Source organism: Kitasatospora sp. NPDC127060 (assembly GCF_042724935.1).
Lineage (GTDB): Bacteria > Actinomycetota > Actinomycetes > Streptomycetales > Streptomycetaceae > Kitasatospora.
In genome coordinates this window covers 60,683-87,203 of sequence record NZ_JBHXEG010000005.1, presented here as the reverse complement: position 1 = coordinate 87,203, position 26,521 = coordinate 60,683, and the positions used below count along the sequence as shown (strand labels likewise).

The 26,521-nt window shown below is 73.0% G+C and carries 24 protein-coding genes and 2 pseudogenes; 12 read left to right on the top strand and 14 right to left on the bottom strand.

Features of this window, described 5'->3' with window-relative positions:
• The first annotated feature begins 213 nt into the window (after positions 1-213).
• Positions 214-1,020, top strand: coding sequence for a hypothetical protein (locus ACFWIS_RS05095; protein ID WP_380451794.1), 807 nt, complete (start codon positions 214-216; stop codon positions 1,018-1,020).
• Positions 1,021-1,202: 182 nt separating this feature from the next.
• Here ACFWIS_RS05095 and ACFWIS_RS05090 read toward each other — a convergent pair whose 3' ends face one another.
• On the bottom strand, positions 1,203-1,811 hold the full coding sequence (locus tag ACFWIS_RS05090) for a hypothetical protein (RefSeq protein WP_380451796.1): 609 nt from the start codon (positions 1,809-1,811) through the stop codon (positions 1,203-1,205).
• 138 nt (positions 1,812-1,949) lie between these two features.
• Positions 1,950-2,840 carry a LysR family transcriptional regulator gene (locus ACFWIS_RS05085; RefSeq protein WP_380451797.1) on the bottom strand — a complete coding sequence of 297 codons (891 nt, stop codon included), beginning with the start codon at positions 2,838-2,840 and terminating at the stop codon, positions 1,950-1,952.
• Positions 2,841-2,910: 70 nt separating this feature from the next.
• Here ACFWIS_RS05085 and ACFWIS_RS05080 point away from each other — a divergent pair, with 70 nt between their 5' ends.
• On the top strand, positions 2,911-3,639 hold the full coding sequence (locus ACFWIS_RS05080; RefSeq protein ID WP_380451799.1) for a hypothetical protein: 729 nt from the start codon (positions 2,911-2,913) through the stop codon (positions 3,637-3,639).
• Between the two features lie 34 nt (positions 3,640-3,673).
• On the opposite strand, the gene ACFWIS_RS05075 is transcribed toward ACFWIS_RS05080, so the two are convergent.
• The 3 genes from ACFWIS_RS05075 to ACFWIS_RS05065 form a co-directional block, all read right to left on the bottom strand.
• A complete protein-coding gene (locus ACFWIS_RS05075; protein ID WP_380451801.1) occupies positions 3,674-4,213 on the bottom strand; it encodes a GNAT family N-acetyltransferase in 540 nt (179 codons plus the stop codon).
• A 75-nt stretch (positions 4,214-4,288) separates the two neighbouring features.
• A complete protein-coding gene (coaE, locus tag ACFWIS_RS05070) occupies positions 4,289-4,888 on the bottom strand; it encodes a dephospho-CoA kinase (protein WP_380451803.1) in 600 nt (199 codons plus the stop codon).
• A 32-nt stretch (positions 4,889-4,920) separates the two neighbouring features.
• The gene (locus ACFWIS_RS05065) at positions 4,921-5,562 is read right to left on the bottom strand and encodes an MBL fold metallo-hydrolase (RefSeq protein WP_380451805.1); all 642 of its coding nucleotides are present in this window, start codon (positions 5,560-5,562) and stop codon (positions 4,921-4,923) included.
• 62 nt (positions 5,563-5,624) lie between these two features.
• Here ACFWIS_RS05065 and ACFWIS_RS05060 point away from each other — a divergent pair, with 62 nt between their 5' ends.
• Entirely contained in the window at positions 5,625-6,056 is a 432-nt protein-coding gene (locus ACFWIS_RS05060; RefSeq protein ID WP_380451807.1) for a MarR family winged helix-turn-helix transcriptional regulator, read from the top strand.
• Positions 6,057-6,088: 32 nt separating this feature from the next.
• Here ACFWIS_RS05060 and ACFWIS_RS05055 read toward each other — a convergent pair whose 3' ends face one another.
• Both ACFWIS_RS05055 and rpsA read right to left on the bottom strand, forming a co-directional pair.
• Positions 6,089-8,293, bottom strand: coding sequence for an MMPL family transporter (locus ACFWIS_RS05055; RefSeq protein WP_380451809.1), 2,205 nt, complete (start codon positions 8,291-8,293; stop codon positions 6,089-6,091).
• Between the two features lie 238 nt (positions 8,294-8,531).
• Positions 8,532-10,022 (bottom strand): 30S ribosomal protein S1, encoded by a 1,491-nt coding sequence (gene rpsA / locus ACFWIS_RS05050; RefSeq protein WP_153460312.1) that lies wholly within the window; start codon positions 10,020-10,022, stop codon positions 8,532-8,534.
• A gap of 416 nt (positions 10,023-10,438) precedes the next feature.
• Here rpsA and ACFWIS_RS05045 point away from each other — a divergent pair, with 416 nt between their 5' ends.
• Both ACFWIS_RS05045 and hrpB read left to right on the top strand, forming a co-directional pair.
• Positions 10,439-11,350, top strand: coding sequence for a class I SAM-dependent methyltransferase (locus ACFWIS_RS05045; RefSeq protein WP_380451811.1), 912 nt, complete (start codon positions 10,439-10,441; stop codon positions 11,348-11,350).
• A 4-nt stretch (positions 11,351-11,354) separates the two neighbouring features.
• Positions 11,355-13,865 (top strand): ATP-dependent helicase HrpB, encoded by a 2,511-nt coding sequence (hrpB, locus tag ACFWIS_RS05040; RefSeq protein WP_380451813.1) that lies wholly within the window; start codon positions 11,355-11,357, stop codon positions 13,863-13,865.
• Here hrpB and ACFWIS_RS05035 read toward each other — a convergent pair.
• Together ACFWIS_RS05035 and ACFWIS_RS05030 are read right to left on the bottom strand one after the other, a co-directional pair.
• A pseudogene (locus ACFWIS_RS05035) lies at positions 13,866-14,071 on the bottom strand (DUF397 domain-containing protein).
• Between the two features lie 34 nt (positions 14,072-14,105).
• A pseudogene (locus ACFWIS_RS05030) lies at positions 14,106-14,564 on the bottom strand (DUF5753 domain-containing protein); the annotation flags it as partial.
• 210 nt (positions 14,565-14,774) lie between these two features.
• On the opposite strand from ACFWIS_RS05030, the gene ACFWIS_RS05025 reads away from it, so the two are divergent.
• On the top strand, positions 14,775-15,812 hold the full coding sequence (locus tag ACFWIS_RS05025; RefSeq protein WP_380451815.1) for an LD-carboxypeptidase: 1,038 nt from the start codon (positions 14,775-14,777) through the stop codon (positions 15,810-15,812).
• Between the two features lie 204 nt (positions 15,813-16,016).
• On the opposite strand, the gene ACFWIS_RS05020 is transcribed toward ACFWIS_RS05025, so the two are convergent.
• Positions 16,017-16,673, bottom strand: a complete 657-nt coding sequence (locus ACFWIS_RS05020) for a hypothetical protein (protein WP_380451817.1) — start codon at positions 16,671-16,673, stop codon at positions 16,017-16,019.
• A 219-nt stretch (positions 16,674-16,892) separates the two neighbouring features.
• Between ACFWIS_RS05020 and ACFWIS_RS05015 the strand changes: the two genes are divergently transcribed.
• Positions 16,893-17,534, top strand: a complete 642-nt coding sequence (locus tag ACFWIS_RS05015) for a dihydrofolate reductase family protein (RefSeq protein ID WP_380451819.1) — start codon at positions 16,893-16,895, stop codon at positions 17,532-17,534.
• Positions 17,535-17,538: 4 nt separating this feature from the next.
• Positions 17,539-18,399, top strand: coding sequence for an alpha/beta fold hydrolase (locus ACFWIS_RS05010; RefSeq protein WP_380451820.1), 861 nt, complete (start codon positions 17,539-17,541; stop codon positions 18,397-18,399).
• 95 nt (positions 18,400-18,494) lie between these two features.
• Here the strand turns inward: ACFWIS_RS05010 and ACFWIS_RS05005 are convergent, their stop codons facing one another.
• Entirely contained in the window at positions 18,495-19,073 is a 579-nt protein-coding gene (locus tag ACFWIS_RS05005; RefSeq protein ID WP_380451822.1) for a TetR/AcrR family transcriptional regulator, read from the bottom strand.
• A 90-nt stretch (positions 19,074-19,163) separates the two neighbouring features.
• On the opposite strand from ACFWIS_RS05005, the gene ACFWIS_RS05000 reads away from it, so the two are divergent.
• The 3 genes from ACFWIS_RS05000 to ACFWIS_RS04990 all read left to right on the top strand — a co-directional run bounded on the left by ACFWIS_RS05000 (position 19,164) and on the right by ACFWIS_RS04990 (position 21,102).
• A complete protein-coding gene (locus tag ACFWIS_RS05000; protein ID WP_380451824.1) occupies positions 19,164-19,610 on the top strand; it encodes an anthrone oxygenase family protein in 447 nt (148 codons plus the stop codon).
• A gap of 169 nt (positions 19,611-19,779) precedes the next feature.
• Positions 19,780-20,532: an SDR family oxidoreductase gene (locus ACFWIS_RS04995; protein ID WP_380451826.1), complete on the top strand. Its 753-nt coding sequence runs from the start codon at positions 19,780-19,782 to the stop codon at positions 20,530-20,532.
• A gap of 6 nt (positions 20,533-20,538) precedes the next feature.
• Complete coding sequence (locus ACFWIS_RS04990; RefSeq protein WP_380451828.1) at positions 20,539-21,102, top strand: GNAT family N-acetyltransferase; 564 nt, start codon at positions 20,539-20,541, stop codon at positions 21,100-21,102.
• 28 nt (positions 21,103-21,130) lie between these two features.
• On the opposite strand, the gene ACFWIS_RS04985 is transcribed toward ACFWIS_RS04990, so the two are convergent.
• Entirely contained in the window at positions 21,131-22,072 is a 942-nt protein-coding gene (locus ACFWIS_RS04985) for an AraC family transcriptional regulator (protein ID WP_380451830.1), read from the bottom strand.
• Between the two features lie 83 nt (positions 22,073-22,155).
• Between ACFWIS_RS04985 and ACFWIS_RS04980 the strand changes: the two genes are divergently transcribed.
• The gene (locus ACFWIS_RS04980; RefSeq protein WP_380451831.1) at positions 22,156-22,992 is read left to right on the top strand and encodes an NAD(P)H-binding protein; all 837 of its coding nucleotides are present in this window, start codon (positions 22,156-22,158) and stop codon (positions 22,990-22,992) included.
• Positions 22,993-23,068: 76 nt separating this feature from the next.
• Here the strand turns inward: ACFWIS_RS04980 and ACFWIS_RS04975 are convergent, their stop codons facing one another.
• Together ACFWIS_RS04975 and polA are read right to left on the bottom strand one after the other, a co-directional pair.
• Entirely contained in the window at positions 23,069-23,428 is a 360-nt protein-coding gene (locus tag ACFWIS_RS04975) for a hypothetical protein (RefSeq protein WP_380451833.1), read from the bottom strand.
• A 379-nt stretch (positions 23,429-23,807) separates the two neighbouring features.
• Positions 23,808-26,492, bottom strand: coding sequence for a DNA polymerase I (polA, locus tag ACFWIS_RS04970; protein WP_380451887.1), 2,685 nt, complete (start codon positions 26,490-26,492; stop codon positions 23,808-23,810).
• Positions 26,493-26,521 lie beyond the last annotated feature (29 nt).

The window sequence follows — 26,521 nt, the reverse complement described above, 5'->3', positions numbered from 1 at the left end:
CGCCGTCGACGCAGCAACCGCTCTGACCGTGCCTCAGACCCTGCGGTGAGCTGTGGAGCCAGGGGGCCTGGCGGCTGCACCAACGGGGGAGGAACAGCCATGCCGAGTGCCCGCGGCCACGGGTCGACCGGTCGGCGAGGACGGGCGGCCGACGCGCCACCGGCCCCCGCCCCGGCCCAGACCCATGACACCGGACACCCGAGGGATCGTCAGTTGCGCAACAGCACCCGCCTGGCCACCGCCACCGCCGCCGCCCTGCTCTGCGCGGGCGCCCTGAGCGCCTGCGGCCCGGACAACAGCGGCCAGGACGGCGGCAAGAGCGCCGCCCCGTCGTCGCCCGCCACCGCGGCACCCACCGCGGGCGGCACCAACGCCGGCACCGGCACCGGCAAGCCCACCGGCGGCGCCGACAAGGACAAGGGCGTCCCGGCCAAGGCCTGGATGGACACCAAGAGCATCCCGATGGACGAGGCCTACCACTTCGCCCCGCTGGCCGCCAACGCCAAACCGGTCACCGGGTCGGTCGACTTCAAGGGCATGGAGCTGTGCCACGCCGCGCCCCCCAAGGGCGAGGAGTACATGTACACCGACGGCGCTGCGCGGGCCAAGGCCGCGGTCGGCTTCGGCGGGGACCGCTGGACGGCCCAGCAGACCGTGGACTTCTGGGGAGACCCGACCCACAGCAGCGGCAACGCCCAGACCGCCGGCGCGATCAAGCGGGGCCTGGTCGACGCCGTGACGAACTGCGCCAAGACCGCGCCGGGCGCCACGGTGAAGGTGACCAGCGCGGGCGACGCACCGTACTTCGCCGCCACCGTGACGGCCCCGCAGCCCGACGGCTCCACCGCCACCCTGCACGAGTACGTCGTGCTGAGCGCCGGGACGGTCAGCGAACTGTCCGTCTGGGCGACCACCAAGGGCGGCGCCCAGCCCAAGGACGCCTGGAAGGCGCCCGAGGACAAGTACGTCGCCACCGGCATGACGGCCCCGCTCTGCGAGGCCTTCCCGGGCTGCGGCTGACGCACCCGCTGCGGCCGGCGCACCCGGGCCGGCTGACGCACGAACCGCAGCCGACGCACGAGCCGCTGCGGACGCATCACGCCACAGCTGACGCACCGGTCACAGCTGACGCACCCACAGACGGCCGCCAGGCCCGTCCGGCACAGGGGACCGGACGGACCTGGCGGCACCACTTCAACCGCTCACAGCCCCAGGCGGCTGAGCGCCGTGGTCCAGTCGCTCGCGATCGCGCTGCGGGCGGCGTCCAGGGTCACCTTGTGGCCGCACACCGCGTTCTTCAGTCTGGTCTCGACCGAGTCCTTGCTCTGCGCCGGCTCGTTGCCGTAGCGCGGCTCGGGCCACAGGTTGCGCGGGTCGCGCGGCGCGCCGCCGAGCTCCAGCGGGACGAAGTGGTCCTCCTCGTAGTCCGAGGGGTTGGTGTCCGAGTAGCCGTACTGGGCGATCTGCTGGGCCTTCAGGGCGTTGGTGTAGCTGGTCGGCGGGCGCACGGTGGCGGTCCAGCCGGAGACGCAGATGGTCTGCCCGATGGTGGCCTGGGTGACCGCCGGGTTGTACGCGCCGGGGGTGCAGGACGGGTCGGGCAGGGGCAGGTTTGCCTGCGAACAACTCGCCGCGAAAGTAAGGGACTTGAGCGGTTCGTGGTTCCCCGGAACGGCGGCCTGCGCGGTGCCGGCGGCGAGGCCGGCGACGGCGAGGGTGGCCGCCGCGGCGACGACGGTGAGACGCTGACGGAGCATCATGGTGGCGCTCTCCTGGGCCGGCCCGGCCGATCGCCGGGCGACTGTGCCCATGACAGCACCGTTCGCTCGACCACCGTCAGGCCCGGGACGTGAACGAGTGGTGTCCACGCCTCCACACCGGCACGACACGACGGCCGACGGCCGACGGGCGGCGACCGGCAACCAGCGACGGGCGACCGGCGAAGGCCCCTACTCCACCAGCAGCCGAGCCAGCAGCGCCGCCGGCCCCTCCGGCAGGCTGCCGTGCACCAGCTCCGTGCGGTGCACCAACCGCGGTGCGGCGATCGGCGCGTGGGCGATGCCGGGGGCCCGGACCACCGCCGGTTCGGGCAGCAGGGTGAGCCCGTGCCCGGTGGCGACCAGGGCGAGCAGCCCGTGCAGGTCGGTGCCCCGGTAGCGGGTGGCGGCCCGGAAGCCGTCGGTGCCGGCGGCGGCGCGCAGCCGGGCGGCGGTCGGGGTGAGGTCGGGGGCGTCGAGCCAGCGCGCGGCCGAGAGGTCGGCGAGGGCGATGCCGGTGCGGCCGGCCAGCGGGTGCCCGACGGGCAGGGCGACGGCGACGGGCCGTTCGTCGACGGCGACGGTGGTCAGCGGGCCGACCTCGGGCAGCGGCAGCGGGTCGCTGGGCGCGGCGAGGCCGTCGATCAGGGCGAGGTCGACCTCGCCGGTGGCGACCCGAGCGGGCAGCACGTCCTGGGCGAGTACCCGGACGACCGGTTCGACCTGCGGATACACCCGGCGCACTTCGCCGAGTGCGCGCCCCAGGGTCGCCCCGACCGCCAGCGGGGTGGCGCCGAGCACCAGTCGGGCGCTCGGGGCGTCGGCCAGGCGCGCGACGTCGGCGCGCGCCGCCTCCAGTCGGACCAGCAGCGGTGCGGCGTGCTCCAGCAGCCGCCGCCCGGCCACCGTCGGCCCGACCGGGCGGCGGACCAGCAGCGCGGTGCCGAGGTCCGCCTCCAGTGCGGCGATCTGCTGGGAGACCGCGGACTGGGTGTAGCCGAGGTCCCGGGCCGCCTCGGAGAAAGAAGCGAGCCGGGCGACGGTGACGAAGGTGCGCAACTGCTGCGGATCCACGGCGGTCATCAACCGATCTGATCGATAAGTAAGAAATCATCGTTGGCGCTGATCTCGGGTGCGGGGCCAGGATAGCCGCATGACCTACCTGACCCCGCGGATCGCCCTGGTCGGCGACCGCTCCCCCGCCGTCCGCTCGCACGCCCGCATCCCCGGCCTGCTCGACTCCCTCGCCGAACGCGACCGGCTCGTCCTGGACGCCTACTGGATCCCCACCGAGGACGCCGGAGCGCCCGGCGCGCTGGACGGCTTCGACGCCGTCTGGCTGCTGCCCGGCAGCCCGTACCGCAGCGAGGCGGGCGCCCTGGCCGCGATCCGGACCGCCCGCGAGCGGGGCATCCCCTTCCTCGGCACCTGCGCCGGGTTCCAGCACGCGGTGCTGGAGTACGCCCGCGACGTCTGCGGCATCACCGACGCCGTCCACGGCGAGGAGGACCCGGACCGCGACCAGCAGGTGATCGTGCCGCTGTCCTGCTCCCTGGTCGGCCACGAGGGCACGGTCGTGGTCACCCCCGGCTCCCTGGCCGAGCGGGCCCTCGGCACCACCCGCACCCTGGAGCGCTACCACTGCAACTACGGCCTCAACGCCGACTACCTGGACCGGCTGCGCGCCCACGGACTGCGCTTCACCGGGGCGGACGAGTCCGGTCAGGTCCGCGTCCTGGAGCTGCCGGACCACCCGTTCTTCCTCGCCTCGCTGTTCCAGCCCGAGCTGTCCGGCGACGGCACCCGGGCCCACCCGATGATCCGGGCCCTGGCCGCGGCCGCCGTCGCCCACGCGGCCGAGGGCGAGCCGACGCCCGCCTGAGCGACGACCCCGCCGGGGAGCGGTCGCCCACCCGTCACATCGGCAGCGACCGCAGCCGTACCGGCCCCTCCGGCCACCCGGCGCCCTCCGCCAGCGGCCGCCACATGGTGCGCAGCGGCATGACCGCGAGCCGCCCCTCCGGCTGTTCGACCGTCACCTCCTCGGCGACCTCCCGGAAGCCCAGCCCCCGGTAGAACGCGGCCAGCGGCGGGCGGCAGAACAGCAGCGCGTACCGGAGGCCGAGCGCGCGCCCGTGGTCCAGGGCGGTTTCGACCACGGCGTGCGCCAGGCCCTCGCCGCGCCGGTCGGCGGCGACGCAGACGCCGCCGACGCCCACAGCCGCCAGGTCGGTGCCGCCGACGGTGAGCGGTATCGGGAGCAGCCCGGTGTGGGCGACGAGCCGGCCGTCGGCGGCCCGGATGCCGAAGTGCACGTCCTTGGAGCGGAAGGTCAGCCCGGTGTAGGCGACGCCGTACGGGTCCTCGCCGGGGCCGAGGATCTGCTCCTGTTCGGCGCGGGTGTAGCGCTCCAAGCGTTCGACGGCCAGCGGTTCAGCGGAGAAACGATCATTCATCACTCCATGCTCCCTTCCCCGCGGACGGGCCTCCGAGTCCCCTCCCGACCACCGGATCGGTCACATGGTCCGAGCCTACGAAGCCGCCCGCTCCACCAGCTCCGCCCACACCTCGTCGACCCGCGCCACCAGCGCCTCCAGCGACCCGCCGTTGTCGATCACCAGATCGGCGATCGCCAGCCGGTCCGCCCGCGCGGCCTGGGCGGCCATCCGGGCCCGGGCCTCCTCCACGGCCATCCCGCGCAGCCGGACCAGCCGGTCCAGCCGCACCTCGTCGTCCACGTCGACGACCACGACCAGGTCGAACAGCGGCGCCAGCCCGTTCTCGGCGAGCAGCGGCACGTCGTGCACCACCACCGCGTCCGGCGCGGCCGACGCCTCCAGTTCGGCGGAGCGGGACCGCACCAGCGGGTGGACGATCGCGTTCAGCGCCCGGAGCTTCTCCGGGTCGGCGAACACGATCGCCCCGAGGGCCGGGCGGTCCAGCGCGCCGTCCGCCCGCAGCACCTGCGGGCCGAACTCGGCGACCACGGCGGCCAGGCCGTCCGTCCCCGGGGCGACCACCTCGCGGGCGATCAGGTCGGAGTCCACGATCACCGCGCCGCGCGCGGCGAACAGCCGGGACACCTCGCTCTTGCCCGCGCCGATACCGCCCGTGAGTCCGATCTTCAGCATGGCGTCAGGCTACCGGCGCACCACCGCGGGCGTCAGGCCAGGTCCAGGCTCTCGCCCTCGCCCAGTACGGTCAGCTCGGCAGGGCTACCCGGTCCGTCCGGCCCCAGCAGCCGGGTGGCGATCATCTGCCCGATCGGGCTGAGCGTGGCCTCGTGCACCGGCACCGCCACCCGCGAGCCCGCCTCCCGGACGTAGTCGACCACTTCACCGGCTTTGCTCCAGGGCGCGGCGAGCGGCACCAGCAGGGTGTCGACGGCGTGCGGCGGCACGGTGAAGGCGTCGCCGGGGTGGAACAGCCGGCCGTCCAGCAGGAAGCCGATGTTCTTCACGAGCGGGATGTCCCGGTGGATCTCCGCGTGCCACTCGCCGTGCACGCTCACCCCGACCCCGCCGATCTCGAAGGCGTCGCCCTCGCCGACCGCGGTGATCCGCTGCCCGAGGCCCTCCAGCTGGCCGGCGACGTCGCCGTTGGTCCACACCCGCAGCGCCGGGTCGGCGTCCAGGGCGGCGCGCAGCCGGGACGGCTCGAAGTGGTCCATGTGCTCGTGGGTGATCAGGACGGCGTCCGCCCCGGCCAGGGCGGCGGGGTCGGTGAAGGCGCCGGGGTCGATGACGAGTGTGGTGCCGTCGTGCTCGACGCGTACGCAGGCGTGTCCGAACTTGGTGATTCGCATGCGGGAAACCATACAGCATGGCTGTACAGTTTTGCTGCACATCTTCCGGATAGACTTCTCCCATGACCAGCGACGCCCCGCACCGGGACACCTTGGACCTCGCCGCCGACCTGCGCGCCGCCCTCGGCAGCCTGGTCCGCACACTGCGCGACAGCGACGACCTGCCGCCCAACCAGGCCGCCGTGCTCGGCCTGCTGGTCCGCGACGAACGCTCCTACACCGTCGCCGAACTCGCCGACCGCCGACGCGTGCGCCACCAGTCGATGGCCCGCACCGTCGCCCTGATGTCCGAGGCCGGCCTGGTCGCCCAGCAGCCGCACCCCACCGACGGCCGCAAGCAGCTGATCGCCGCCACCGAGGCCGGCCGGCTCGCCCTGCTGGATCAGCGCGCCCGCCGCGAGCACCACATCGCGACCGCCATCGAGTCCCGCCTCAGCACCGCCGAACGGGAGCAGCTGCGCGCGAGCGTCGAACTGCTGCAGCGCCTGAGCTGACCCGCCGCCCCGGCGCCCGGACCGACCCGCCGCTACCGCGCCCGAACCGACCCGACCGGCTCCGGCCGCGGCGCCGGGACGGCCGGCCTCCCGAGCTCCGGCAGGTCGACGTGCTCGCTCAGCCCGAACCGCCGGTGCAGCCGCCGCAGCGGGGCCGGCGCCCACCAGTTGAACTCGCCGAACAGGCTCATCGCGGCGGGCACCAGCAGGCAGCGCACCAGGGTGGCGTCCACCGCGACGGCCACGGCCAGCGCGATGCCCATCTGCTTGACCATGAGCATGTCCCCGAGCGCGAAGCCCGCGAAGACGATCACCATCAGCAGCGCCGCCGAGGTGATGATCCGACCGCTGCGCTGGACACCCAGCTCCACCGCCCGGACGCAGCCGTGCCCTCGCTCGGTCAGTTCCTTGATCCGGGAGAGCAGGAACACCTCGTAGTCCATCGACAGCCCGAAGGCGAAGGCGAAGACCAGCACCGGGATGAAGGTCTCCAGCCCGCCGGTCGAGCTGAAGCCGAGCAGCCCGCTCAGCCAGCCGTCCTGGAACACCAGGGTCAGCGCGCCGAGCGAGGCGCCCAGCGAGAGCAGGTTCATCAGCAGCGCCTTGACCGGCATCACCACCGAGCCGGTCATCAGGAACAGCAGCACCAGCGTCCCGGCCGCGACCAGGCCCAGCGCCCACGGCCCGCGGGACATCAGCTCGTCCTGGAAGTCCACCACCGAGGCCGCGCCGCCGGTGACGTAGGTCTTCAGTCCGCCGCGGTCGGCCCGCAGTTCGTCCACCACCTGCTTGGCCGTGGCGCCCTGCGGGTCCCCGTGCACCAGCACGTCCACCGTCGACACCTTGTCGCCGACCGGCGTGACCGCCCGCACCCCGCTCACGCCAGGCAGCTTGGCGACCACCTCGTCCGCGTACGCCTGCGCCACCGGCGCACCGCCCTCGACCACCACCGTGATCGGCGCGGCCGCGATCTGCGGGAACCGCTGGTCGATCGTCTCGGCGACCTGCCGCCCGGCCGAGGAGGCGGGCAGCACGGCGGCGCCGGAGCTGCGCATCTCGGCGTGCAGGAAGGGGGCGCCGGCCGCCAGCAGCAGCCCCACGCAGGCGAGCGTGACCAGCACCGCCCGCTTGCGGACCCGGCGGACGGTCCGGCTGAAGAAGCCCTCGTCCGGGACGGGCTCGGTCGGTGTCCGGATCCGGCCGCCGGCGAAGCCGAGCAGCGCGGGGATCAGGGTGAGGGCGGCAGCGACCGCGATCACCACCACGCTCACCCCGGCCGCGGCGACGGCGCCCAGCACCGGGCTGGTGAAGACGAACAGGCCCGCGAGCGCGACGGCCACGGTCAGTCCGGAGAAGGCGACGGTGCGCCCGGCGGTCGCGGCGGTGCGCTCGACGGCGGCGGCGATGTCCGCGCCGTGGCCCCGTTCCTCACGGAAACGATTCACCATCAGCAGCGCGTAGTCGATCGAGAGGCCCAGCCCCAGCACGGTGGCGATCGGCAGCACGCTGGTGTCGATGTCCATGATCCGGCTGAAACCGAACATGGCCAGCAGGGCCCCGCCCACCGAGGCGACGGCGCCGATCACCGGCAGGGAGGCCGCGGCGAGCCCGCCGAAGACCAGCACCATGACGACCAGGGTGAGCGGCAGGGTCACCATCTCGCCGAAGCGGGTGTCCTGCTCGGTCTGCTTCTTGACCTCCTGCTGGAGGACGAGGTCCCCGCCGACGGTCACCTGCGCCCCGCCCGCACCGTTCAGCGCGGCGAGGCGGTGGACGACCCCGTCGGTCTGGGCGGAGGTCGCGGTGTCGGCCATCCGTACGCTGATCAGGCCGGCCGTCCCGTCGGCGGCCCGCAGCGCGGCCGGGCCGGGCCCGGCGCCGTAGCCGTCCTGCGCGCCGGCCACCCCGGGCAGGGCGGTGATCTCGGCGGTGGCCTTCTGCACGGCGGCGCGCACCGCCGGGTCGTCCACCGGCCTGCCGTCCACCACCGCCGTCACGGTGCCCTTGACCGGATCGGCCGCGGTGACCACGGCGCTGCCCCGGTCCGCCTCGGCGGAGGCGGAGGAGGCCCCGGCCACCGAGCCCTCGAAGACCCGCCCGCCGATCAGCACCCCGACCACCAGGACGACGGCCCAGAAGCCGAGCACCCAGCGCCGGTGGCGGAAGCAGAACCGGCCGACGGCGGCGAGCCGGCCGCCGACCACAGCGGTGGGGACGGCGGAGGTGGGGTTGACCATGAGGAGCCTTTCGGGCAGTTCAACTCAATGTAGGTGCAACCCGAACTCCGGCCTATAGCAGGGCGATGAGCCCCATCTCACACTTTCCTTCACATAAAACACACATAAGTCAAACCGGAAAACGAAGGCCCGTCGGCGGGGTTGGAAAACACGAAACGGACAACACGAAACGGGCCCCACCCGGACGAATCCGGGTGGGGCCCGTTCCCTAGCTGTCAGCTAGCGGGGGGCGAGAGCCTCAGCTCTGGCCGCCGGCCAGCTTCTCGCGCAGGGCGGCCAGGGCCTCGTCGGAGGCCAGGGCGCCCGAGCCCTCGTCGCTGCTGGACGAGTAGGAGCCACCGGCAGCGGCGGCGACGGCGTCGCCACCCTCGGCAGCGGCCTCGGCGTCGGCCTCGCGGCTCTTGATGACCTGGGCCTGGTGCTGCTCGAAGCGGGACTGCGCCTCGGCGTACTGGCGCTCCCACTCCTCACGCTGCTTCTCGAAGCCGGGCAGCCAGTCGTTCGCCTCGGGGTCGAAGCCCTCCGGGTAGATGTAGTTGCCCTGGTCGTCGTACGAGGCGGCCATGCCGTACAGGGTCGGGTCGAACTCGACCTCGGCCGGGTTGGCACCCAGGGCCTCGTTGGCCTGCTTCAGCGACAGGCTGATGCGGCGACGCTCGAGGTCGATGTCGATGACCTTGACGAAGATCTCGTCGCCGACCTGGACGACCTGCTCCGGGATCTCGACGTGGCGCTCGGCCAGCTCGGAGATGTGGACCAGACCCTCGATGCCCTCGTCCACGCGGACGAACGCACCGAACGGAACCAGCTTGGTGACCTTACCCGGAACGACCTGGCCGATCTGGTGGGTACGGGCGAACTGCTGCCACGGGTCCTCCTGGGTCGCCTTCAGCGACAGGGAGACGCGCTCGCGGTCCATGTCAACGTCGAGAACCTCGACGGTGACCTCCTGGCCGACCTCGACGACCTCGGACGGGTGGTCGATGTGCTTCCAGGACAGCTCGGAGACGTGCACGAGGCCGTCGACGCCACCCAGGTCCACGAAGGCACCGAAGTTGACGATCGAGGAGACGACGCCGGAGCGCACCTGGCCCTTCTGGAGGGTGGTGAGGAAGGTCTGGCGGACCTCGCTCTGGGTCTGCTCCAGCCAGGCACGGCGGGACAGGACCACGTTGTTGCGGTTCTTGTCCAGCTCGATGATCTTGGCCTCGAGCTCCTTGCCCACGTAGGGCTGGAGGTCGCGGACGCGGCGCATCTCGACGAGCGAGGCCGGCAGGAAGCCACGGAGGCCGATGTCGAGGATGAGACCACCCTTGACGACCTCGATGACGGTACCGGTGACGATGCCGTCCTCTTCCTTGATCTTCTCGATCGTGCCCCAGGCACGCTCGTACTGAGCGCGCTTCTTGGACAGGATGAGACGACCCTCCTTGTCCTCCTTCTGGAGAACCAGGGCCTCGATGTTGTCACCGACGGCGACGACCTCGTGCGGGTCAACGTCGTGCTTGATCGAGAGCTCGCGGGACGGGATGACGCCCTCGGTCTTGTAACCGATGTCGAGGAGGACCTCGTCACGGTCGACCTTCACGATGACGCCCTCGACGATGTCGCCATCGTTGAAGTACTTGATGGTCTCGTCGATGGCGGCGAGGAAGGCCTCCGCGTCGCCGATGTCGTTGACCGCGACCTGCGGGGTGGTGCTGAGGGAGGAGTCGGTGGGGCTCGTCATTAGGAAAAGGGCTCCGGTACGGACATGAAGTCGTAGGTAATGCCACGCGGAGGGCCCGTATCGCTCCCACCGAAAGCCGGACAGCCAAGAACACGGCGCACCGGGATCCCGTCGAAAACGAGGAATCCGGCGTCCGTCTTGCGACCGTGGGGTCTTCGACAGATGCGAGCGCGACCTGCTCCGTCCGAGGCGCGCAGGCCCGCAGCGCAACTTGTAGCATACGGGGACGGCCAGGCACGGTCAACGCCAGAAGAGGCAAGACGGTGGAGCCCGGTACGGATCAGGCCATATCCTCCGATTGCGCACCTCGCGGTGGCGCTCGCAGGGGCCCTTCTCCCCGGATGCCACCGCCAGGACCCGACCCTGAACGAGTCGGTTCGCGGCAGCGGCGCTTCCGCAGTTCCATACCCTACGCGATGGGCATTGTCACCGTGGCCACCACCCCCCAGTCCTCCCTTCACGATCTTGACACCTCCCCGGCAGGGACCGGTGAGTTCGAGGAGGTCGAGGAGTCCGAGGAGTCCGAGGAGGACGGCGACGACGCGGTACGGCGCGAGGCCGGCGTCGGGGAGAGCAGCCGGGCCAGCCGGCACTGGTGGGACCGCAACGCGGACGAGTACCAGGACGAGCACGGCGAGTTCCTCGGCGACGACCGCTTCACCTGGTGCCCCGAGGGCCTGGACGAGGCCGACGCCCACCTCCTCGGCGAGGTCGCGGGCAAGGACGTGCTGGAGATCGGCGCCGGCGCCGCCCAGTGCTCCCGCTGGCTCGCCGCCCAGGGCGCCCGCCCGGTCGCCCTGGACATCTCCTACCGCCAGCTCCAGCACTCCCGCCGGATCGACCTCGGCCGGGGCGTCGAACCCGTCGCGGTGGTCCAGGCCGACGCCGCCGTCCTGCCCTTCGCCGACGGCTCCTTCGACCTCGCCTGCTCCGCCTACGGCGCCGTCCCGTTCAGCGCCGACACCGAGCGGCTGATGCGCGAGGTGCACCGGGTGCTGCGGCCGGGCGGGCGCTGGGTGTTCTCGGTCACCCACCCGATCCGCTGGGCCTTCCCCGACGAGCCCGGCGTCGAGGGCCTCACCGCGATGTCCTCGTACTTCGACCGCACCCCGTACGTCGAGCAGGACGAGAACGGCCACGCCACCTACGTCGAGCACCACCGCACCGTGGGCGACCGGGTCCGCGAACTCGTCGCCGCCGGCTTCCGGCTGGTCGACCTGGTCGAGCCCGAGTGGCCGGCCGGGCTGGAGCAGGAGTGGGGCGGCTGGTCCCCGCTGCGCGGGCGGCTGATCCCCGGCACCGCGATCTTCGTCGCCGAGCGGGGCTGACGCCTTGCACCCGTCGTGGCGCGAACTGCCCGTCCGCACCGCCCTGCCCGCGCTGCACGATGCCCTGGACGGGGTCGGCACGGCCGTCCTGGCCGCCCCGCCCGGGACCGGCAAGACGACGCTGGTGCCGCTCGCGCTCGCCGGGCTGCTCGCTGACGGCCGGCCGGTACGGCGGGTGCTGGTCGCCGAGCCCCGGCGGCTCGCCGTCCGGGCCGCCGCCCGGCGGATGGCCTGGCTGCTCGGCTCGTCGGTGGGCCGCGAGGTCGGGTACACCGTTCGCGGGGAGCGTCACGTCGGGCCGCAGACCGTCGTCGAGGTGGTCACCACCGGGGTGCTGCTGCAACGGCTCCAGCGCGACCAGGAGTTGCCCGGCGTCGACGTGGTCGTCCTGGACGAGTGCCACGAACGGCACCTGGACGCCGACACCGCCCTCGCCTTCCTGCTGGACGTCCGGGCGGCGCTGCGGCCGGAACTGCGGCTGGTCTGCGCCTCGGCCACCTCCGACACCGCGGCCTGGGCCGGACTCCTCGGCGGCACACCGGTGGTGGAGGCGCACGGGACGTCCCACCCGGTGGACGTGGTCTGGGCGCCGCCGCCGCGCGCCGTCCGGCCCGCGCACGGGACGCGGGTCGACCCGGCGCTGCTCGACCACGTCGCTTCCGTCATCCGGCGGGCGCTGGGCGAGCGGGACGGGGACGTGCTCTGCTTCCTGCCCGGCGTCGGCGAGATCTCCCGCGTGGCGGGGCAGTTGGCGGGAGTCGGCGCCGAGGTGCTGCAACTGCACGGGCGCGCTCCGCAGACGGTGCAGGACGCCGCCCTCACGCCGTCCACGGCGCGGCGGGTGGTCCTCTCCAGCGCCGTCGCCGAGTCCTCCCTCACCGTGCCCGGCGTGCGGATCGTGGTCGACGCCGGGCTCGCCCGCGAGCCGCGCACCGACCACGCCCGGGGCCTGGCCGGGCTGGTCACCGTACGGGCCTCGCTCGCCGCCGCCCGGCAGCGCGCGGGGCGTGCCGGGCGCGAGGCCCCCGGCACGGTGTACCGCTGCTGGCACGAGGCCGAGGACGCGCGCGCGGCCCGGTTCCCGACGCCCGAGATCGCGCTCGCCGACCTGACCTCGTTCGCCCTCCAGGCCGCCTGCTGGGGCGATCCGGACGCCACCGGGCTCGCCCTGCCCGACGCCCCGCCCTCGGGGGCGATGGCCGCCGCCCGGCAGACGCTCCAGGCGCTGGGTGCGGTGGATGCGGACGGCCGGGCGACGCAGCGCGGGGTCCGGCTCGCCCGCACCGGGCTGCACCCCCGACTGGGCCGGGCCCTGGTCGACGGCGCGGCGGCGGTCGGGGCGCGGCGAGCGGCCGAGGTCGTCGCGCTGCTCTCCGAAGAGCCGCCGCGCGCCCTCGGGGACGACCTCGGTGCGGTCTGGCGGACGGTGAAGGACTCCCGGGACCCGTACGCGGGGCGCTGGCGCGACGAAGTCCGCCGGTTGCGGCGCGGCACCTCCGACGAACCCGCCGCCCAGCTGTCCGACGCCACCGCCGCCGGGCTGGTCGTCGCCCTCGCCTTCCCCGAACGCATCGCCCGGGCGAGGGTGGAGCGGCCCGCCCCAGGGGAGCGCAGCCCGTACCTGATGTCCTCCGGCACGGCCGCCGAACTGACGCCGGACACCCGGCTCGGCGCCCTGCCCTGGCTCGCCGTCGCGGTCGCCGACCGCCCGGCGGGGTCGCACTCGGCGCGGATCCTTGCCGCTGCCGCGCTGGATGAGTCCACCGCCCGGCTCGCGGGAGCACCCCTTCTCGCCGCCCGCGAGGAAGTCCACTGGGACACCCGCCGCGACGAGGTCACCGCCCGCCGGGTGGAGTCCCTCGGCGCCATCGAACTCGCCGAGAAGCCCCTCAACCGCCCCGACCCGGCACTGGTCCGGGGCGCGCTGCTGGAGGGCCTCGCCCGCGAAGGCGTCAGTACGTTGCTGACGTTCCCCTCGGGCCTGCGCGAACGGCTCGCGTTCCTCCACGGCGCGATCGGCGAGCCTTGGCCCGACGTCAGCGACGAAGCGTTGCTGGAGCGCGCCGAGGAGTGGCTGGAGCCCGAGTTGTCCCGCGCCCGCCGCCGCGCCGACCTGGCGAGGATCGACACCACGTCGGCGCTGCAACGCCTGCTGCCGTGGGCCACCGGCGAGGCGGGCAGACTGGACGAACTCGCCCCCGAACGCATCACCGTGCCGTCCGGCTCGAAGATACGAGTCGACTACGCGAGTGAACGCCCGGTGCTGGCGGTGAAGTTGCAGGAACTCTTCGGCTGGACGGCGGCCCCCGCGCTGGCCGGCGGCCGCGTCCCGCTCACCATCCACCTACTGTCGCCCGCAGGCCGCCCCGCCGCCGTCACCGGCGACCTGGAGAGCTTCTGGCGCGACGGCTACCGAGCCGTGCGTGCCGAGTTGAGAGGTCGCTACCCGCGCCACCCCTGGCCCGAGGACCCGACGACGGCAGAGCCGACCCGTCGCCTCAACTCCCGGAAATAGCTACTCCGGAAAGTCACCGGCCTGGACGGACGAGAGGAAGGACGTCCAGGCCGAGGCCGGGAAGACGAGCACCGGGCCGTGCGGGTCCTTGGAGTCACGCACGGGGACGAGGCCGGGGAATCCGGGGCCACCTCGATGCAGCTGCCGCCGTTGTCGCCGCTGTAGCTGCTCTTTCGCCACACGGCCTTGGCGAGCTCGTTGCTCATCATCCCTGAACCCCTCCAGCACCTCGGCGATCAGCCGAAGCGAGTCACTCTCTGACAGGCACTCACCACGGAGCTGCTCGAAACGGTGGTGATGCCTGGCCGCCCTGACAGGATCCTCGATGAGATCCCCACGATCGAGGGCCTCCGAGTAGACCAAGTTCTGCCCATCCGGCAGCTTCAGCAACACCACAGTCGTGTTGATGGTGAACCGCCGATTCGAGAACCGCGCCACCTGAATGACGGTGTTCGGGAGCTGCGCCACCCTCAACAGGTGTTCCATCTGGACTCTCATCACGTCAGGCCCGCCGATGACCGTACGGATGGCGCTCTCATCGAGTACGACGATCAGCAGTGGCCCATCGGGTGCCAGAAAGCGGCTCTGTCGACCGAGTCGGGTTTCGAGCAACCCTTCGATCTCCTCCGGATTGCCGGCCGCATCGCCACTGGAGAAGAGTGCTCGCGCGTATTGCCGACACTGCGACAGACCTGCCACCACGCCCCGGCGGCATCGGCAAGTTCGTCTGGGCCCTCGTCACCGCCGGCGAACTCCTCCTCACCACCCCCACCCCCGACCCCGCCTCAAACCCGCCCTCACCCACTGCCGCACCCGGGCAGCCGCCCTCACTCCCCGCCCCTGAGCAACAGGTTTCGGGGGGGCGAAACTCGCGTGACCCCGCCCGAGGGCACCGGCGACACTGACGCCATGACCGGTTCCGCAGTACCTCGACTACTCCGGCCGCGCGCCCTGAGACCCGGCGATCTCGTCGTCATCGCATCGCTGTCCGGTCCACTGCCGGCCGCTTACGCGCCAAACGTGGAACTGACAGTGACGGCGCTTCAGCGGATGGGCTTCCGCGTGCGGCGGGCCCCGCTGCTCGAAGCAGGACGCCGCCACTGGTGGAGCGCGGCCACGCCCGCGGAGATCGCCGGGGAGCTCAATGCTCTTCTGCGTGATCCCGAGGTGCGCGCGATCGTCGCGAGTGACGGCGGCCAGACGGCGATCGGCTACCTCGACCTGATCGACATCGAGGCGATCAGGGCCGACCCCAAGCCGATCCTCGGCTACAGCGACATCTCACTGCTGCATCTGGTGCTCTACGCGCGCACGGGCCTGGTCGGGTTCCACGCCGACATGGCCGTCCCCGGTTTCGGCGGACACTGGCAGGCCGCGCCCGTGGCCCGCCGGACCGAACTCGAACAGCTCTACTCCGCGTTGCTGACCGGCACCGAGGCGATCGGTGCGCTGCCCACCACCCCGTCCTGGGTGTGCTGGCGCCCCGGTCGTGCCGAGGGCCCGCTGATCGGCGGGGTGATCAATCGCATCGTGCTGGCGCAGGCGACGCCCTTCGGGCTGCCGCTCGAACGGTTCGACGGTGCGGTGCTGTTCTGGGAGGAGATGGGCGGCCAGGCGTCGCACGTGTGGAGCTATCTGCAGGTGCTGCGGCACTGCGGCATCCTCGACCGGATCTCCGGCATGGTCGTGGGCGTGCCCCGCGAGATCGGCGGACTGGACCCCGGAGCGTCCCCCACCCTCCCCGAGATCGTCCTCGACGTCCTCGGGGACCGTGACATCCCGGTCCTGGGCAACGTCGAGTTCGGCCACGCCGGCCCGAACCTGCCGATGCCGGTCGGCATCCGCGTCGCCCTCGACGCGCAGCAGCGGACACTGTCGCTGCTCGAACCGGCGGCAGGGCCGCCCCGTGTCACCGCAGCTCCGCGCACACCGCCTCAACTCCGTTGATGCGGATGCCCGTTCGGTCGGCCTTCCGGGGTCGGGCAGCGGCAGCCCGACCGTCACCACCGCGAGGATCACAACCACTCGGCGCACAGGAAGTCGACCTCACCGACTTGCTGTGCGGCACCAGCCCGGCTACCGCTTCTGGTGGGACTGCTTGGTCTTGACGGCGCCGGCTAGCGGATGCCCGGCTGTGACTGCGATCCCCTCCTATGACCGCGGTGCGCTGTGCCAGCGCCACGTGGTGAGACGAGGGTGCCCCGGCAGTTCGGCGCGGCCGGTGGCCCACAACAGGGTGAGCCAGGGGTCCGCGCCGCCGGGAGCCCCGGGAAACAGACGGGCGAGCACCCGCGAGCAGAGAGCGGAGGGCGGGGTCCAGGCAAGCCCGAAGCCCTCCGCCACATCGTGCATGTGTACCAGCGTCTCTACCACCCCCATCGCCGCAAAGCCTTCAGGATCCGACACCCCGGCGGCGTGGTGGGCTCGGACCCGGGGCGGCGTCGTACGCACCATGGCGACCAGCAGCGCGCCGCACGCCTCCAGCACCTGCACCAGGCCGGCCGGACCCGCATCACGCTCCGCGAAGAGGAAGTACGCGGGTCCGTCCGGCCTCTTCCGGTGCAACGCGAATGGCACATGGGTGTCCAGCGGCGGGCTCTGCGGTCCCAGCTGCACGGCGTAGTACAACAGGTCGTTGGCGAGATGCTCGACGGTCTCCCAGCAGTCCCAGTCCAGCGAACCGGCCTTACCGACCCACCCCTCCGCGGGTGCGTCCGTAAGCATGCCCACCGCGAGCCGCACGGCAAGGTCGACGTCGTCCGCGGTGACGGGAGACAACACTGATCCCGTTTCGACTGATTGAGGCATGGCAGCACCGTACCGCGAGGAAAGAGGGCGACCCCTTCCGGCTTCCGAGGATCCAGGACCGGCTCGACGGGTCGACCCGCAGCCGCCCGGCGGCAGCCCCCCGAAAACCGGATGTCGGCGTGGCGATGAGTTTTCCGGCCCCGACCGGTCTACATCTCGACCGGAACACCCGGAACGACCGGAACACGACCGGACGACCGACTCATCGGGAGCACAGACATGGGCCTCATCCAGATCGAACTGTTCGCGACCCTCGACCTCGTCGGGCAGGCGCCCGGCGGCCCCGACGAGGACCCTGAGGGGTTCCCGTTCGGCGGCTGGCAGGCGCCCCTGCTGAACGAGGTCACGGGGGCGCAGATCCTCGCCGCGTACGAGGGCACGGACGCGCTGCTGCTCGGCCGGCGCACCTACGACCTCTTCGCCTCCTACTGGCCGCAGCAGAAGGAGGGCGAGATCGCCGAGCTCTTCAACCGCGTCCCGAAGTACGTGGCCTCCCACGGCACGCCCGACCTCCCGTGGGCCGGCTCCACCCGGCTCGGCCCGGACCTCGCCGGTGCGGTGCGCGAGCTGCGCGAGCGGCACGAGCAGGTGAGGGTCGTGGGGAGCCTGAACCTGGTGCAGTCGCTGCTGCGGGAGAAGCTCTTCGACCGGCTCGACCTCTGGGTGCACCCGATCGTGCTCGGCGTCGGGAAGAAGGTCTTCGACGACGGCGCGGTGCCCTCGAACCTCACGCTCCTCGCGCCGCCGGTGGCCGATCCGCAGGGCACCGTGTACCTGCGGTACGGGCTCGCCGAGGGCACGCCCAGGACGGGCGACATGAGCCTGCCCGACCGCGGTCTCGGGTCCGACGGGGCCCGGTGATCCGATGACCACCGTCCACGCCAACGGGGTCGCCCTCGGCGTCGAGTCGTTCGGTGCCGACGACGCGCCGCCCGTCCTGCTCGTGGGCGGGCCGACGATGCTCTCCTGGCCCGACGCGCTGTGCGAGCGCCTCGCCGCCGGCGGGCGCCGGGTGGTGCGCTACGACCTGCGCGACAGCGGGGAGTCGACGACGAAGGACCCGGAGGCGCCCGACTACACCCTGCGCGACCTCGCCGCCGACGCGGCGGCCCTGGTCGACGCGCTCGGTGGGAGGCCCGCGCACCTGGCGGGGATCGGCGTCGGCGGGATGGTCGCCCAGGTGGCCGTGCTCGACCGTCCGGGCGCGTTCTCGGCCCTCACCCTGGTCGGCACCCGCCCGGTCGCCCCCGGCCCGCCCGACGACGACCTCCCCGGCCACGACCGGGCGACGACGGACCGGCTGTTCGCGCGCCCGATGCCCGACTGGGGCGACCGCGGAGCGGTCATGGAGTTCGCCGCGGTCGGCGCCGAGATCCGCGGCGACGACCCGGCCGCCGCGCGCGCACTGGCCGCGCGCATCTGGGACCGTACGCCCGGTATCGCGCCGCCGGTCCAGCTGGCCAACCAGCTGGGCCTGGTGTTCTCCCGGTTGGACTGCCGGCCCCGCTGGCGCGAGCGCCTGCCCGGGATCGACGTCCCCACGCTCGTCGTCCACGGCCGCCACGACCGGTTCTTCCCGGTCGGCAACGCCGAGGCCATCGCGCGCGAGGTCCCCGGGGCGCGGCTGTTGGTCCTCGACGGGGCCGCCACCACGATCCCCGCCGCGGCGGTCGGCGAGGTCGCCGGGGCGATGCTCTCCCTCGGGCCGGGGGCCGGGGCCCGGTAGGCGCGCGCGGCGAGGCGCCATGGTGCTGCACGGGAAGTCGGGCAGGCCGCCTTCCCGTGCAGCACCACGTACGCACCGCCCCGGGGCGGTGCGCGTCAGACCACGGCGAGCCGGTCCACCAGCAGCCCCACTCGCTGCTCGGCGTACTCCGGCGGGAGCCGTCCCGCCCGGGTCAGGGTGGCCAGTCCGTGCAGGGAGGCCCAGAACACCTCGGTGAACACCCCCGGGTGGACGCCCTCCCCGGCGACCTCGCCGAGGCTTTCCAGCAGGGCGGCGAAGGCGTCCTTCAGCGGCTCGGGGGTGGACTCCTGCGCGAAGGCCAGGCCGCCGTCGAGCTGGAACAGGGCGTCGTAGACCGCCGGATTGCGGGCGGCGAAGTCGAGGTAGGCGCGGGCGAGGGCGGTGACCCGGGCGCGCGGGCCGTCCGCGGCGGAGGTCGCGGCCCGCAGTGCCGCGGCCATCTCGGTGGCGCCTTCGAGGGCGACGGCGCCGATGATCTCGCGCTTGCCGCGGAAGTGGCTGTAGAGGACGGGCTGGCTGTACTCGATGCGCTCGGCGAGCCGGCGGGTGGTGACCGCGTCCCAGCCCTGCTGCTCGGCGAGTTCGCGGGCCGTCGCCACGATGAGGCGTTCCCGCTCGGCCCGTTCGCGCTGCTTTCGTTCCTGTACCGACATGACTCGATTCTAGCACTGCTAGACATTCAAGCGGCAGCAGGACTAGCATTGCCTCATCGGCTAGCAGCGCTAGATTCTCGGAGGGTCATCATGCTCGACGCACTCAAGGTCGTCACCGTCGTGGTCGTCGGAGTGATGGTGGGGGTGGAGTTCTCCGTCGCCTTCATCATCAACCGGATCTTCAACGCCCTCCCCGAGGACAGCGGCCAACTCGGCCGCGCCCACGGGGGCCGGATGCTCGGCGCCCTGATGCCGTTCTGGTACATCGGCTCGCTCGTCCTCGCCGCGGTCTGGGCCGTCGCCGACTGGCACCGGCACGGCGCCGGCCTCGTCCTCACCGCCGCCGGGCTGCTGATCGTCAGCGTGCTCATGTCGGTCCTGCTGCTCGTCCCGATCAACAACCGGAGCAAGACCTGGACCCCGGAGAACCGGCCCGAGGACTGGAAGGAGCAGTCCGACCGCTGGGACCGCTACCACTACGCCCGCGTCGCCGTCATCATCGCCGCCTTCGCCCTGCTCGCCGCCGCCCTCGTCTGAGCCCGCGGGCCGACAGCGCACTCGTGGCCACCCCCTTCGACCCGGCCCTCGGCGGTTCTCCGCCACCTCCCCCGGTGAAGGGGGGGCCGGCGCCCTCCGGGAGGATGTGACACCGCATCGCCCCACCAAGTCCGGACGCACGACCAGGAGTTCCGACATGAGATCCGACATGAGATCCGACCCGGGTCTCGACCCGACTTTCGCCAACCACCGGGTGGTCATCACCGCGGCCGGCCGCGACTTCGGGCGCACCCTGGCCATCCGGCTCGCGGACCTCGGCGCCGAGGTCTACCTCTCCGCCCGCACCTCCGCCGCCGCCGAGCGGGTCCGGGACGAGATCCGTGGCCGGGGGAACCAGCGCGTCCACGCCTTCGCCTGCGACCTGACGGACCCCGCCTCGATCCGCGCCTTCGCGGCCGAAGTCGGCCGGCACACCGACCACATCGACGTACTGATCAACAACGGCTCCCGCTACCTCGCCGGCCCGGACCTCCTGTCCGCCGCCGACCACGACGTCGTCGACACCATCGCCTCCGGCGCCACCGGCACCGTCCTGACCGTGAAGAACTTCCTCCCCCTCCTGCTCAACTCGGACAAGCCGGACGTGGTGACCATGGTCTCCGCCTGCGGAACCGCCGGGCACCACCGGTCCGAGGCGCACGACGCCTTCTACGCGGCCAAGAGCGCCCAGGCGGGGTTCGTCGACATCCTCTCCAAGCGCCTGCGGCCGCAGGGAGTTCGGGTGATCTCCCTCTACCCGCCCGACTTCGACAACCCCGACCCGCTCACCGAGGAGTGGGAGACCACACCGCGCGGGGCCGAGGACGCCCTCACCGCGCAGTCGCTCGTGGACTGCGTCCTCTTCGCCGTCGGCCAGTCCCGAGACTGCTTCATCAAGTCGTTCCACTTCGAACAGGTCTGAGAGCCCATGCCCTACGTCATCCGCCGGATCGACAGCAGCGAGCACCGGCAGCTCCGGGCGATCAGGCTGGCGGCGCTGCGCGACGCCCCCGCCGCCTTCAGCTCCTCCTACGCCGACACCGCCGCCCTCCCCGACGACGCCTGGCGCCGGCAGGCCGCCGTCGAGGCCTCCGCCGAGGAGTCCGCCACCTTCGTCGCCACCTTCGTCGCCACCGATGCGACCGACGCGACCGACACGACCGGGGACTGGATCGGCATCGCCGGCGTCGGGCCCCTCCCGGACGTCCCGGACCACGTCCACGTCCACTCGGTCTACGTGGCCCCGCAGCACCGCGGGCCCGCCGGCCCCGCCGCCGACCTGATGCGGGCGGTCATCCGCCACGCCCAGGAGCACACCGCCGTACGGTGGTTGACCCTCGGCGTGCGCGAGGACAACCAGCGGGCGTTCGCCTTCTACCGGCGGCTCGGCTTCGAACCCACCGGCAAGGTGGTGCCCTTCGGCCCCAATCCGGCCGAGCAGCTCATCATCCTGGGCTACCCGGACTTCCGGACCGCTCCGGCGTCCGCCTGAGCGAGCCGGCCGGCTCCACCCCGGAGGCTCAGGCCCCGAGTTGCCGCCGCCACTCCGACGGGCTGGCCCCGCGGGCCCGTTTGAACGCCACGCTGAACGCGAACGCGTCCGCGTACCCCACCTCGTGGGCCACAGCGGCGACGGTCGCCTCGGTGTCCCGCAGCAGGTCCGCCGCCAGGACCATCCGCCAGCCGGTCAGGTACGTGAGCGGGGGCTCGCCGACCGCGGCGGTGAAGCGTGCGGCGAAGCCGGCTCGGGACCGGCCGACCCGGGCGGCCAGTTCGGCGACCGTCCAGCGGTGCGCCGGGTCCTCGTGCAGCAGGCGCAGCGCGTCGCCGACCGCCGGGGCCGCCAACGCACTGCACCAGGAGGGGAGTTCGGCCTGTGGTCGGGCGCACCAGGCGCGCAGGGCCAGCACCAGGACGAGGTCCAGCAGCCGGTTGAGCACGGCGTCCTGCCCGGGCTCCTCCTGGGCAACCTCGGCGGCGAGCAGGTCCAGCGCCGCCCGGGTGCGGGGCCCGGCGGGCGCCACGGCCAGCGGCGGGAGCATGCCCAGCAGCCGCTCGCCCACGTCACCGCGAAGCTCGTACTCGCCGCGGAGCAGGGTGGTGGCACCGGGCAACCCGTCACCGAAGGTCCGGGGGGCCAGGCTCTGCTGGACCGGTCCCGGCCCGTGGACGAAGTGCTTGGTGCCGCCACGGATCACCACCTGCGGCGGGGTGTCCGGGGCGTCGGCGATGGTGTACCGGCCGGTGCCGCTGACCAGCGCGATGTCCCCGGCCGCCAATCGCACCGGGGCGACCTCCGGCACGTCGTCGAGCCGGACCGACGCCTGCCCGCCGAGGGCGGCCACGACCGTGAGCGGAGGGGCGTCGGCGAAGGTCATCGACCACGGTGGCCGCTGGATCAACTGCCGGATCCGCGCGTTCCTGGCACGGGCCCGGTGCAGCAGATCGCTCAGGACATCCACAACGGCCCAGGCTAGACGATCACAAAGGGATTGGCGACGTTCGCCCATGGATCGTCCGCCCGCACCGGAGTTGTCTGGAGGACATGACGAACATCCTCATCCTCGGCGGCACCGGCACCACCGGCCGCCGCATCGCCCGCCGCCTGACGGCCCAGGGCCGGCCGGTCCGTACGGCCTCCCGCACCGGTGGCGACGTCCGCTTCGACCTGGCCGACCCCGCGACCTGGGCGCCCGCGCTCGACGGCGTCACCGCTGCCTACCTCCTGGAGCCCGAGCCGAGGCCCGGCCGGGACCCGCGGGCCCGCATCCCGCAACTGGTCACCGAGGCGGTCGCGGCCGGCGTACGACGGCTGGTGCTGCTCTCCGCCCACGGCGTCGACGAGGCCGACGACGTCCACCCGCTCAAGGCCGCCGAACGGGCCGTGCGCGAGAGCGGCGTCGACTGGACCGTCCTGCAACCCGGCTGGTTCGCCCAGAACTTCACCGAGTCCTTCTGGCTCTCCGGCGTCCTCTCCGGCACCCTCGCCATGCCCACCGGCGACGGGCGCACGCCCTTCATCGACGCCGAGGACATCGCCGAGGTCGCCGCCGCGGCACTCACCGACGAGCGCCACAGCGGCCGGACGTACCAACTGACCGGCCCACGGGCGCTCAGCCTCGGCGAGGCGACCGACCTGATCACCGCCGCCACCGGCCGGCCGGTCCGCCACCTCGACGTCGCCCCGGACGCCTTCACGGCCGGCCTGGTCGCCGACGGCACGCCCCCGGACGTCGCCGCCTTCCTCACCGGCCTGCTGCTGAACATCCGCGACGGCCGGGTCGCGGGCGTCACCGACGGCGTGGAACGGGCCCTCGGCCGGCCCGCCCGCTCCTTCGAGTCCTTCGTCACCGAGGCCGCCGCCGCAGGCCACTGGAACTGAGCGGTACCGCCAACCCCGGCCGCACAGGAAGTCGACTCCGCCGACTTCCTGTGCGGCCGCCCGGTCGGTCGCGCCGTCAGTGCGTCTGCGAGGGCGGCGTGGGGGTGCCCATCGACTGCCCCGGGCGCAGGATCGGGATGCCGGTCTGGACCGGGCCGCAGACCATGACCTTGGCCTCGCCGCGCGGGTAGCAGTCGCCCGAACCCGGCTGCGGCTCGGTCCGGCAGGCGGTGCAGGGCACCGGGGCGGTGTCGTGCGGGTCCTGCCCGGCCGGGGCAGCAGGGGCCTTGGGCTTCGCAGCCGGGGCGGCCGGTGCAGCCGGGGCGTTCGTGGCCTTTCCGGCCTTCGCAGCCGGCTTCGGGGGCGCGGCCGGAGCGCTGGTCTCCGGCTCGTCCGCCTCCGGGGAGGCCGGCGCCTGCACCGGCTCCGGCGTCACAGTCGCAGTCGACGCCAGACTCGGCGTCGCAGTCGGCGTCGCAGTGGCCGTAGCCGTCGGGCTCACCGCCGCACCGGGCGTAACCACCGCAGCCGGCCCCGCCACCCCACCACCGCCACCGCCACCGCCCGACAGAGCCCACACCGACCCGCCGACCACCAGCACCGCCGCCAGCGCCGCCGGACCCACCACCCGGGCCCGCAGGAACCCCCGCTGCTCCGTCGCACCCGCTTCCGGCGCCACCGCTCCACCCATCGCCACTCCCCCGGCTCCACTCGCACCGCGCCCCTGCGCGACGGACTGCCAGATCGTAGCGGCGGGCCCGGACACTCCTCGTGCCCGGGCCCGCCCGAAGATCACCGCGTCAGTGATCACCGCGTCAGTGCGCGGCGGCCTCCCAGTTCGCCCCGACGCCCACGGAGACGTCCAGCGGGGCGCGCAGCGGGTAGGCGCCGGCCATCTGCTCGCGGACGATCGCCTCGACCGGCTCGCGCTCGCCCGGGGCCAGCTCCAGCACGATTTCGTCGTGCACCTGGAGCAGCATCCGGGAGCCCAGCCCGGCGTCGCGCAGCGCGTCGTCCACCCGAAGCATGGCGATCTTGACGATGTCGGCGGCCGAGCCCTGGATCGGGGCGTTGAGGGCCATCCGCTCGGCCATCTCGCGGCGCTGGCGGTTGTCGCTGTTGAGGTCCGGCAGGTAGCGGCGGCGGCCGAGCAGGGTCTCGGTGTAGCCGGTGGCGCGGGCCTCCTCGACGACCCGGTGCAGGTAGTCCCGCACGCCGCCGAAGCGCTCGAAGTAGGTGTCCATCAGGCCCTGGGCCTCGGCGGGCTTGATGTTGAGCTGCTGCGAGAGCCCGTACGCCGAAAGCCCGTACGCGAGGCCGTAGGACATCGCCTTGATCTTGCGCCGCATCTCCGCGTCCACCGAGCCGCCGGGGACCTCGAAGACCTGGGAGGCGACGGTGGTGTGGAGGTCCTCGCCGGAGGCGAAGGCCTCGATCAGGGCCTCGTCCTCGGACAGGTGCGCCATGATCCGCAGTTCGATCTGCGAGTAGTCGGCGGTGAGCAGCGACTCGTAGCCGGTGCCGACGACGAAGGCGCGGCGGATGGCCCGGCCCTCCTCCGTCCGGACCGGGATGTTCTGCAGGTTCGGGTCCTGGGAGGAGAGCCGGCCGGTGGCGGCGACCATCTGGTTGAAGGTGGTGTGGATCCGGCCCTGCGGCGAGACCGTCTTGAGCAGGCCCTCGACGGTGGTGCGCAGCTTGGCCTGGTCGCGGTGGCGCAGCAGGATGACCGGCAGCTCGTTGTCGGTCTGGGTGGCGAGCCAGGTGAGGGCGTCGGCGTCGGTGGTGTAGCCGGTCTTGATCTTCTTGGTCTTGGGCAGGGCGAGTTCGCCGAAGAGGATCTCCTGCAGCTGCTTGGGCGAGCCGAGGTTGAACTCGCGCCCGGCGGCGGCGTGGGCCTCCTCGACGCAGCGCTGGATCTCGGCGGCGAACTGGGCTTCGAGCCGGGTGAGCCAGTCGCGGTCGGCGGCGATGCCGTAGCGCTCCATCCGGGCGAGCAGCGCGGCGATGGGCAGTTCCATGTCGTGCAGCAGTCCGGCGGCGCCGACCTCGGCGAGGCGGGTGTCGAAGAGCGCGGCGAGGTCGAGGACGGCGCGGGCCTGGAGCATCAGCGCCTGGGCGTGCGCGGTCGGGTCCTCCTCGGGGGCGTCGAAGGCGAGTTGGCCGCTCTCGGACGCCGGGGCGGGGGTGAGGGAGCGGGCCAGGTACTCCTCGGCGAGCACCTCCAGGGTGAAGGTGCGGCGGCCGGGCTTCTCCAGGTAGGCGGCGAGCGCGGTGTCGGCGGCGACGCCGGCGATGGTCCAGCCGCGCTCGGCGAAGGCGCGCATGACCTGCTTGGCGATGTGCAGGGCCTTGGGGGCGGCCGGGTCGGCGAGCCAGCCGGCGAAGGCCCGCTCGTCCTCCTCGGCGAGCTGCGCCGGGTCGAACCAGGCAGCCGACTCGCCTACGGCGAGGGCGACTTCGGTGACCTCGCCGGCGCCGAGGGCCCACTGGTAGACGGCGGCCAGCGCGACCGGCGCCTTGCCGTCGGAGGCGTGCTCGCGCAGCCAGGCGGCCAGCGTGCCCGGATCGGTGAGCAGTTCGCCGTCGACCTCGACGCCGGGGGCGAGTTCGGCGGCCTCCTCCTCGCCGGCGGACGGGTCGACCCCGAACACCCGGTCGCGGAAGTTGGCGTTGCGGAACTCCAGCGACTCCATCAGGGTGCCGACGGCGGCCCTGTCGAAGGGCTGCCGGGCCAGGTCGGGGACGCCCAGGGGGAGTTCGACGTCGCGGACCAGCTCGGTGAGTACCCGGTTGCGCTTGACCGAGTCGAGGTTGTCGCGCAGCTTCTCGCCGATCTTGCCCTTCACCTCGTCGGCGCGGGCGACGAGTTCGTCGAAGGAGCCGAACTGGTTGACCCACTTGGCGGCGGTCTTCTCGCCGACGCCGGGGATACCGGGCAGGTTGTCGGACGGGTCCCCGCGCAGGGCCGCGAGGTCGGGGTACTGGCGGGGGGTGACGCCGTACTTCTCGGTGACCTTCTCCGGGGTGAAGCGGGTGAGTTCGGAGACGCCCTTGGTCGGGTAGAGCACGGTGACGTGGTCGGTGACCAGCTGGAGCGAGTCGCGGTCGCCGGTGACGATGTCGACGTCGTAGCCGGCCGCCTCGGCGGCGGTGGCCAGGGTGGCGATGATGTCGTCGGCCTCGAAGCCCTCGACCGTCATCCGCGGGATGTTCATGGCGTCGAGCAGTTCGCCGATCAGGCCGATCTGGCTCTTGAACTCGTCCGGCGTCTTGGCCCGGTTGGCCTTGTAGTCGGGGAACTCGGCGGAGCGGAAGGTCTGCCGGGAGAGGTCGAAGGCGACGGCGAGGTGGGTGGGCTGTTCGTCCCGGACGGTGTTGGCGAGCATCGACGCGAAGCCGTAGACCGCGTTGGTGGGCTGGCCGGTGGAGGTGTTGAAGTTCTCCACGGGCAGGGCGTAGAAGGCCCGGTAGGCCATCGAGTGCCCGTCGAGCAGCATCAGCCGGGGCCGCGAGCCGGCCCCGCCGC

Bases quoted from the DNA above. Each gene is read 5' to 3' on its own strand.
- ACFWIS_RS05090 (WP_380451796.1), bottom strand. From the start codon at position 1,811: ATGGGCACAGTCGCCCGGCGATCGGCCGGGCCGGCCCAGGAGAGCGCC.
- ACFWIS_RS05085 (WP_380451797.1), bottom strand. From the start codon at position 2,840: ATGACCGCCGTGGATCCGCAGCAGTTGCGCACCTTCGTCACCGTCGCC.
- ACFWIS_RS05080 (WP_380451799.1), top strand. From the start codon at position 2,911: ATGACCTACCTGACCCCGCGGATCGCCCTGGTCGGCGACCGCTCCCCC.
- ACFWIS_RS05075 (WP_380451801.1), bottom strand. From the start codon at position 4,213: ATGAATGATCGTTTCTCCGCTGAACCGCTGGCCGTCGAACGCTTGGAG.
- coaE (WP_380451803.1), bottom strand. From the start codon at position 4,888: ATGCTGAAGATCGGACTCACGGGCGGTATCGGCGCGGGCAAGAGCGAG.
- ACFWIS_RS05065 (WP_380451805.1), bottom strand. From the start codon at position 5,562: ATGCGAATCACCAAGTTCGGACACGCCTGCGTACGCGTCGAGCACGAC.
- ACFWIS_RS05060 (WP_380451807.1), top strand. From the start codon at position 5,625: ATGACCAGCGACGCCCCGCACCGGGACACCTTGGACCTCGCCGCCGAC.
- ACFWIS_RS05055 (WP_380451809.1), bottom strand. From the start codon at position 8,293: ATGGTCAACCCCACCTCCGCCGTCCCCACCGCTGTGGTCGGCGGCCGG.
- rpsA (WP_153460312.1), bottom strand. From the start codon at position 10,022: ATGACGAGCCCCACCGACTCCTCCCTCAGCACCACCCCGCAGGTCGCG.
- ACFWIS_RS05045 (WP_380451811.1), top strand. From the start codon at position 10,439: ATGGGCATTGTCACCGTGGCCACCACCCCCCAGTCCTCCCTTCACGAT.
- ACFWIS_RS05025 (WP_380451815.1), top strand. From the start codon at position 14,775: ATGACCGGTTCCGCAGTACCTCGACTACTCCGGCCGCGCGCCCTGAGA.
- ACFWIS_RS05020 (WP_380451817.1), bottom strand. From the start codon at position 16,673: ATGCCTCAATCAGTCGAAACGGGATCAGTGTTGTCTCCCGTCACCGCG.
- ACFWIS_RS05015 (WP_380451819.1), top strand. From the start codon at position 16,893: ATGGGCCTCATCCAGATCGAACTGTTCGCGACCCTCGACCTCGTCGGG.
- ACFWIS_RS05010 (WP_380451820.1), top strand. From the start codon at position 17,539: ATGACCACCGTCCACGCCAACGGGGTCGCCCTCGGCGTCGAGTCGTTC.
- ACFWIS_RS05005 (WP_380451822.1), bottom strand. From the start codon at position 19,073: ATGTCGGTACAGGAACGAAAGCAGCGCGAACGGGCCGAGCGGGAACGC.
- ACFWIS_RS05000 (WP_380451824.1), top strand. From the start codon at position 19,164: ATGCTCGACGCACTCAAGGTCGTCACCGTCGTGGTCGTCGGAGTGATG.
- ACFWIS_RS04995 (WP_380451826.1), top strand. From the start codon at position 19,780: ATGAGATCCGACCCGGGTCTCGACCCGACTTTCGCCAACCACCGGGTG.
- ACFWIS_RS04990 (WP_380451828.1), top strand. From the start codon at position 20,539: ATGCCCTACGTCATCCGCCGGATCGACAGCAGCGAGCACCGGCAGCTC.
- ACFWIS_RS04980 (WP_380451831.1), top strand. From the start codon at position 22,156: ATGACGAACATCCTCATCCTCGGCGGCACCGGCACCACCGGCCGCCGC.
- polA (WP_380451887.1), bottom strand. From the start codon at position 26,492: ATGCTGCTCGACGGGCACTCGATGGCCTACCGGGCCTTCTACGCCCTG.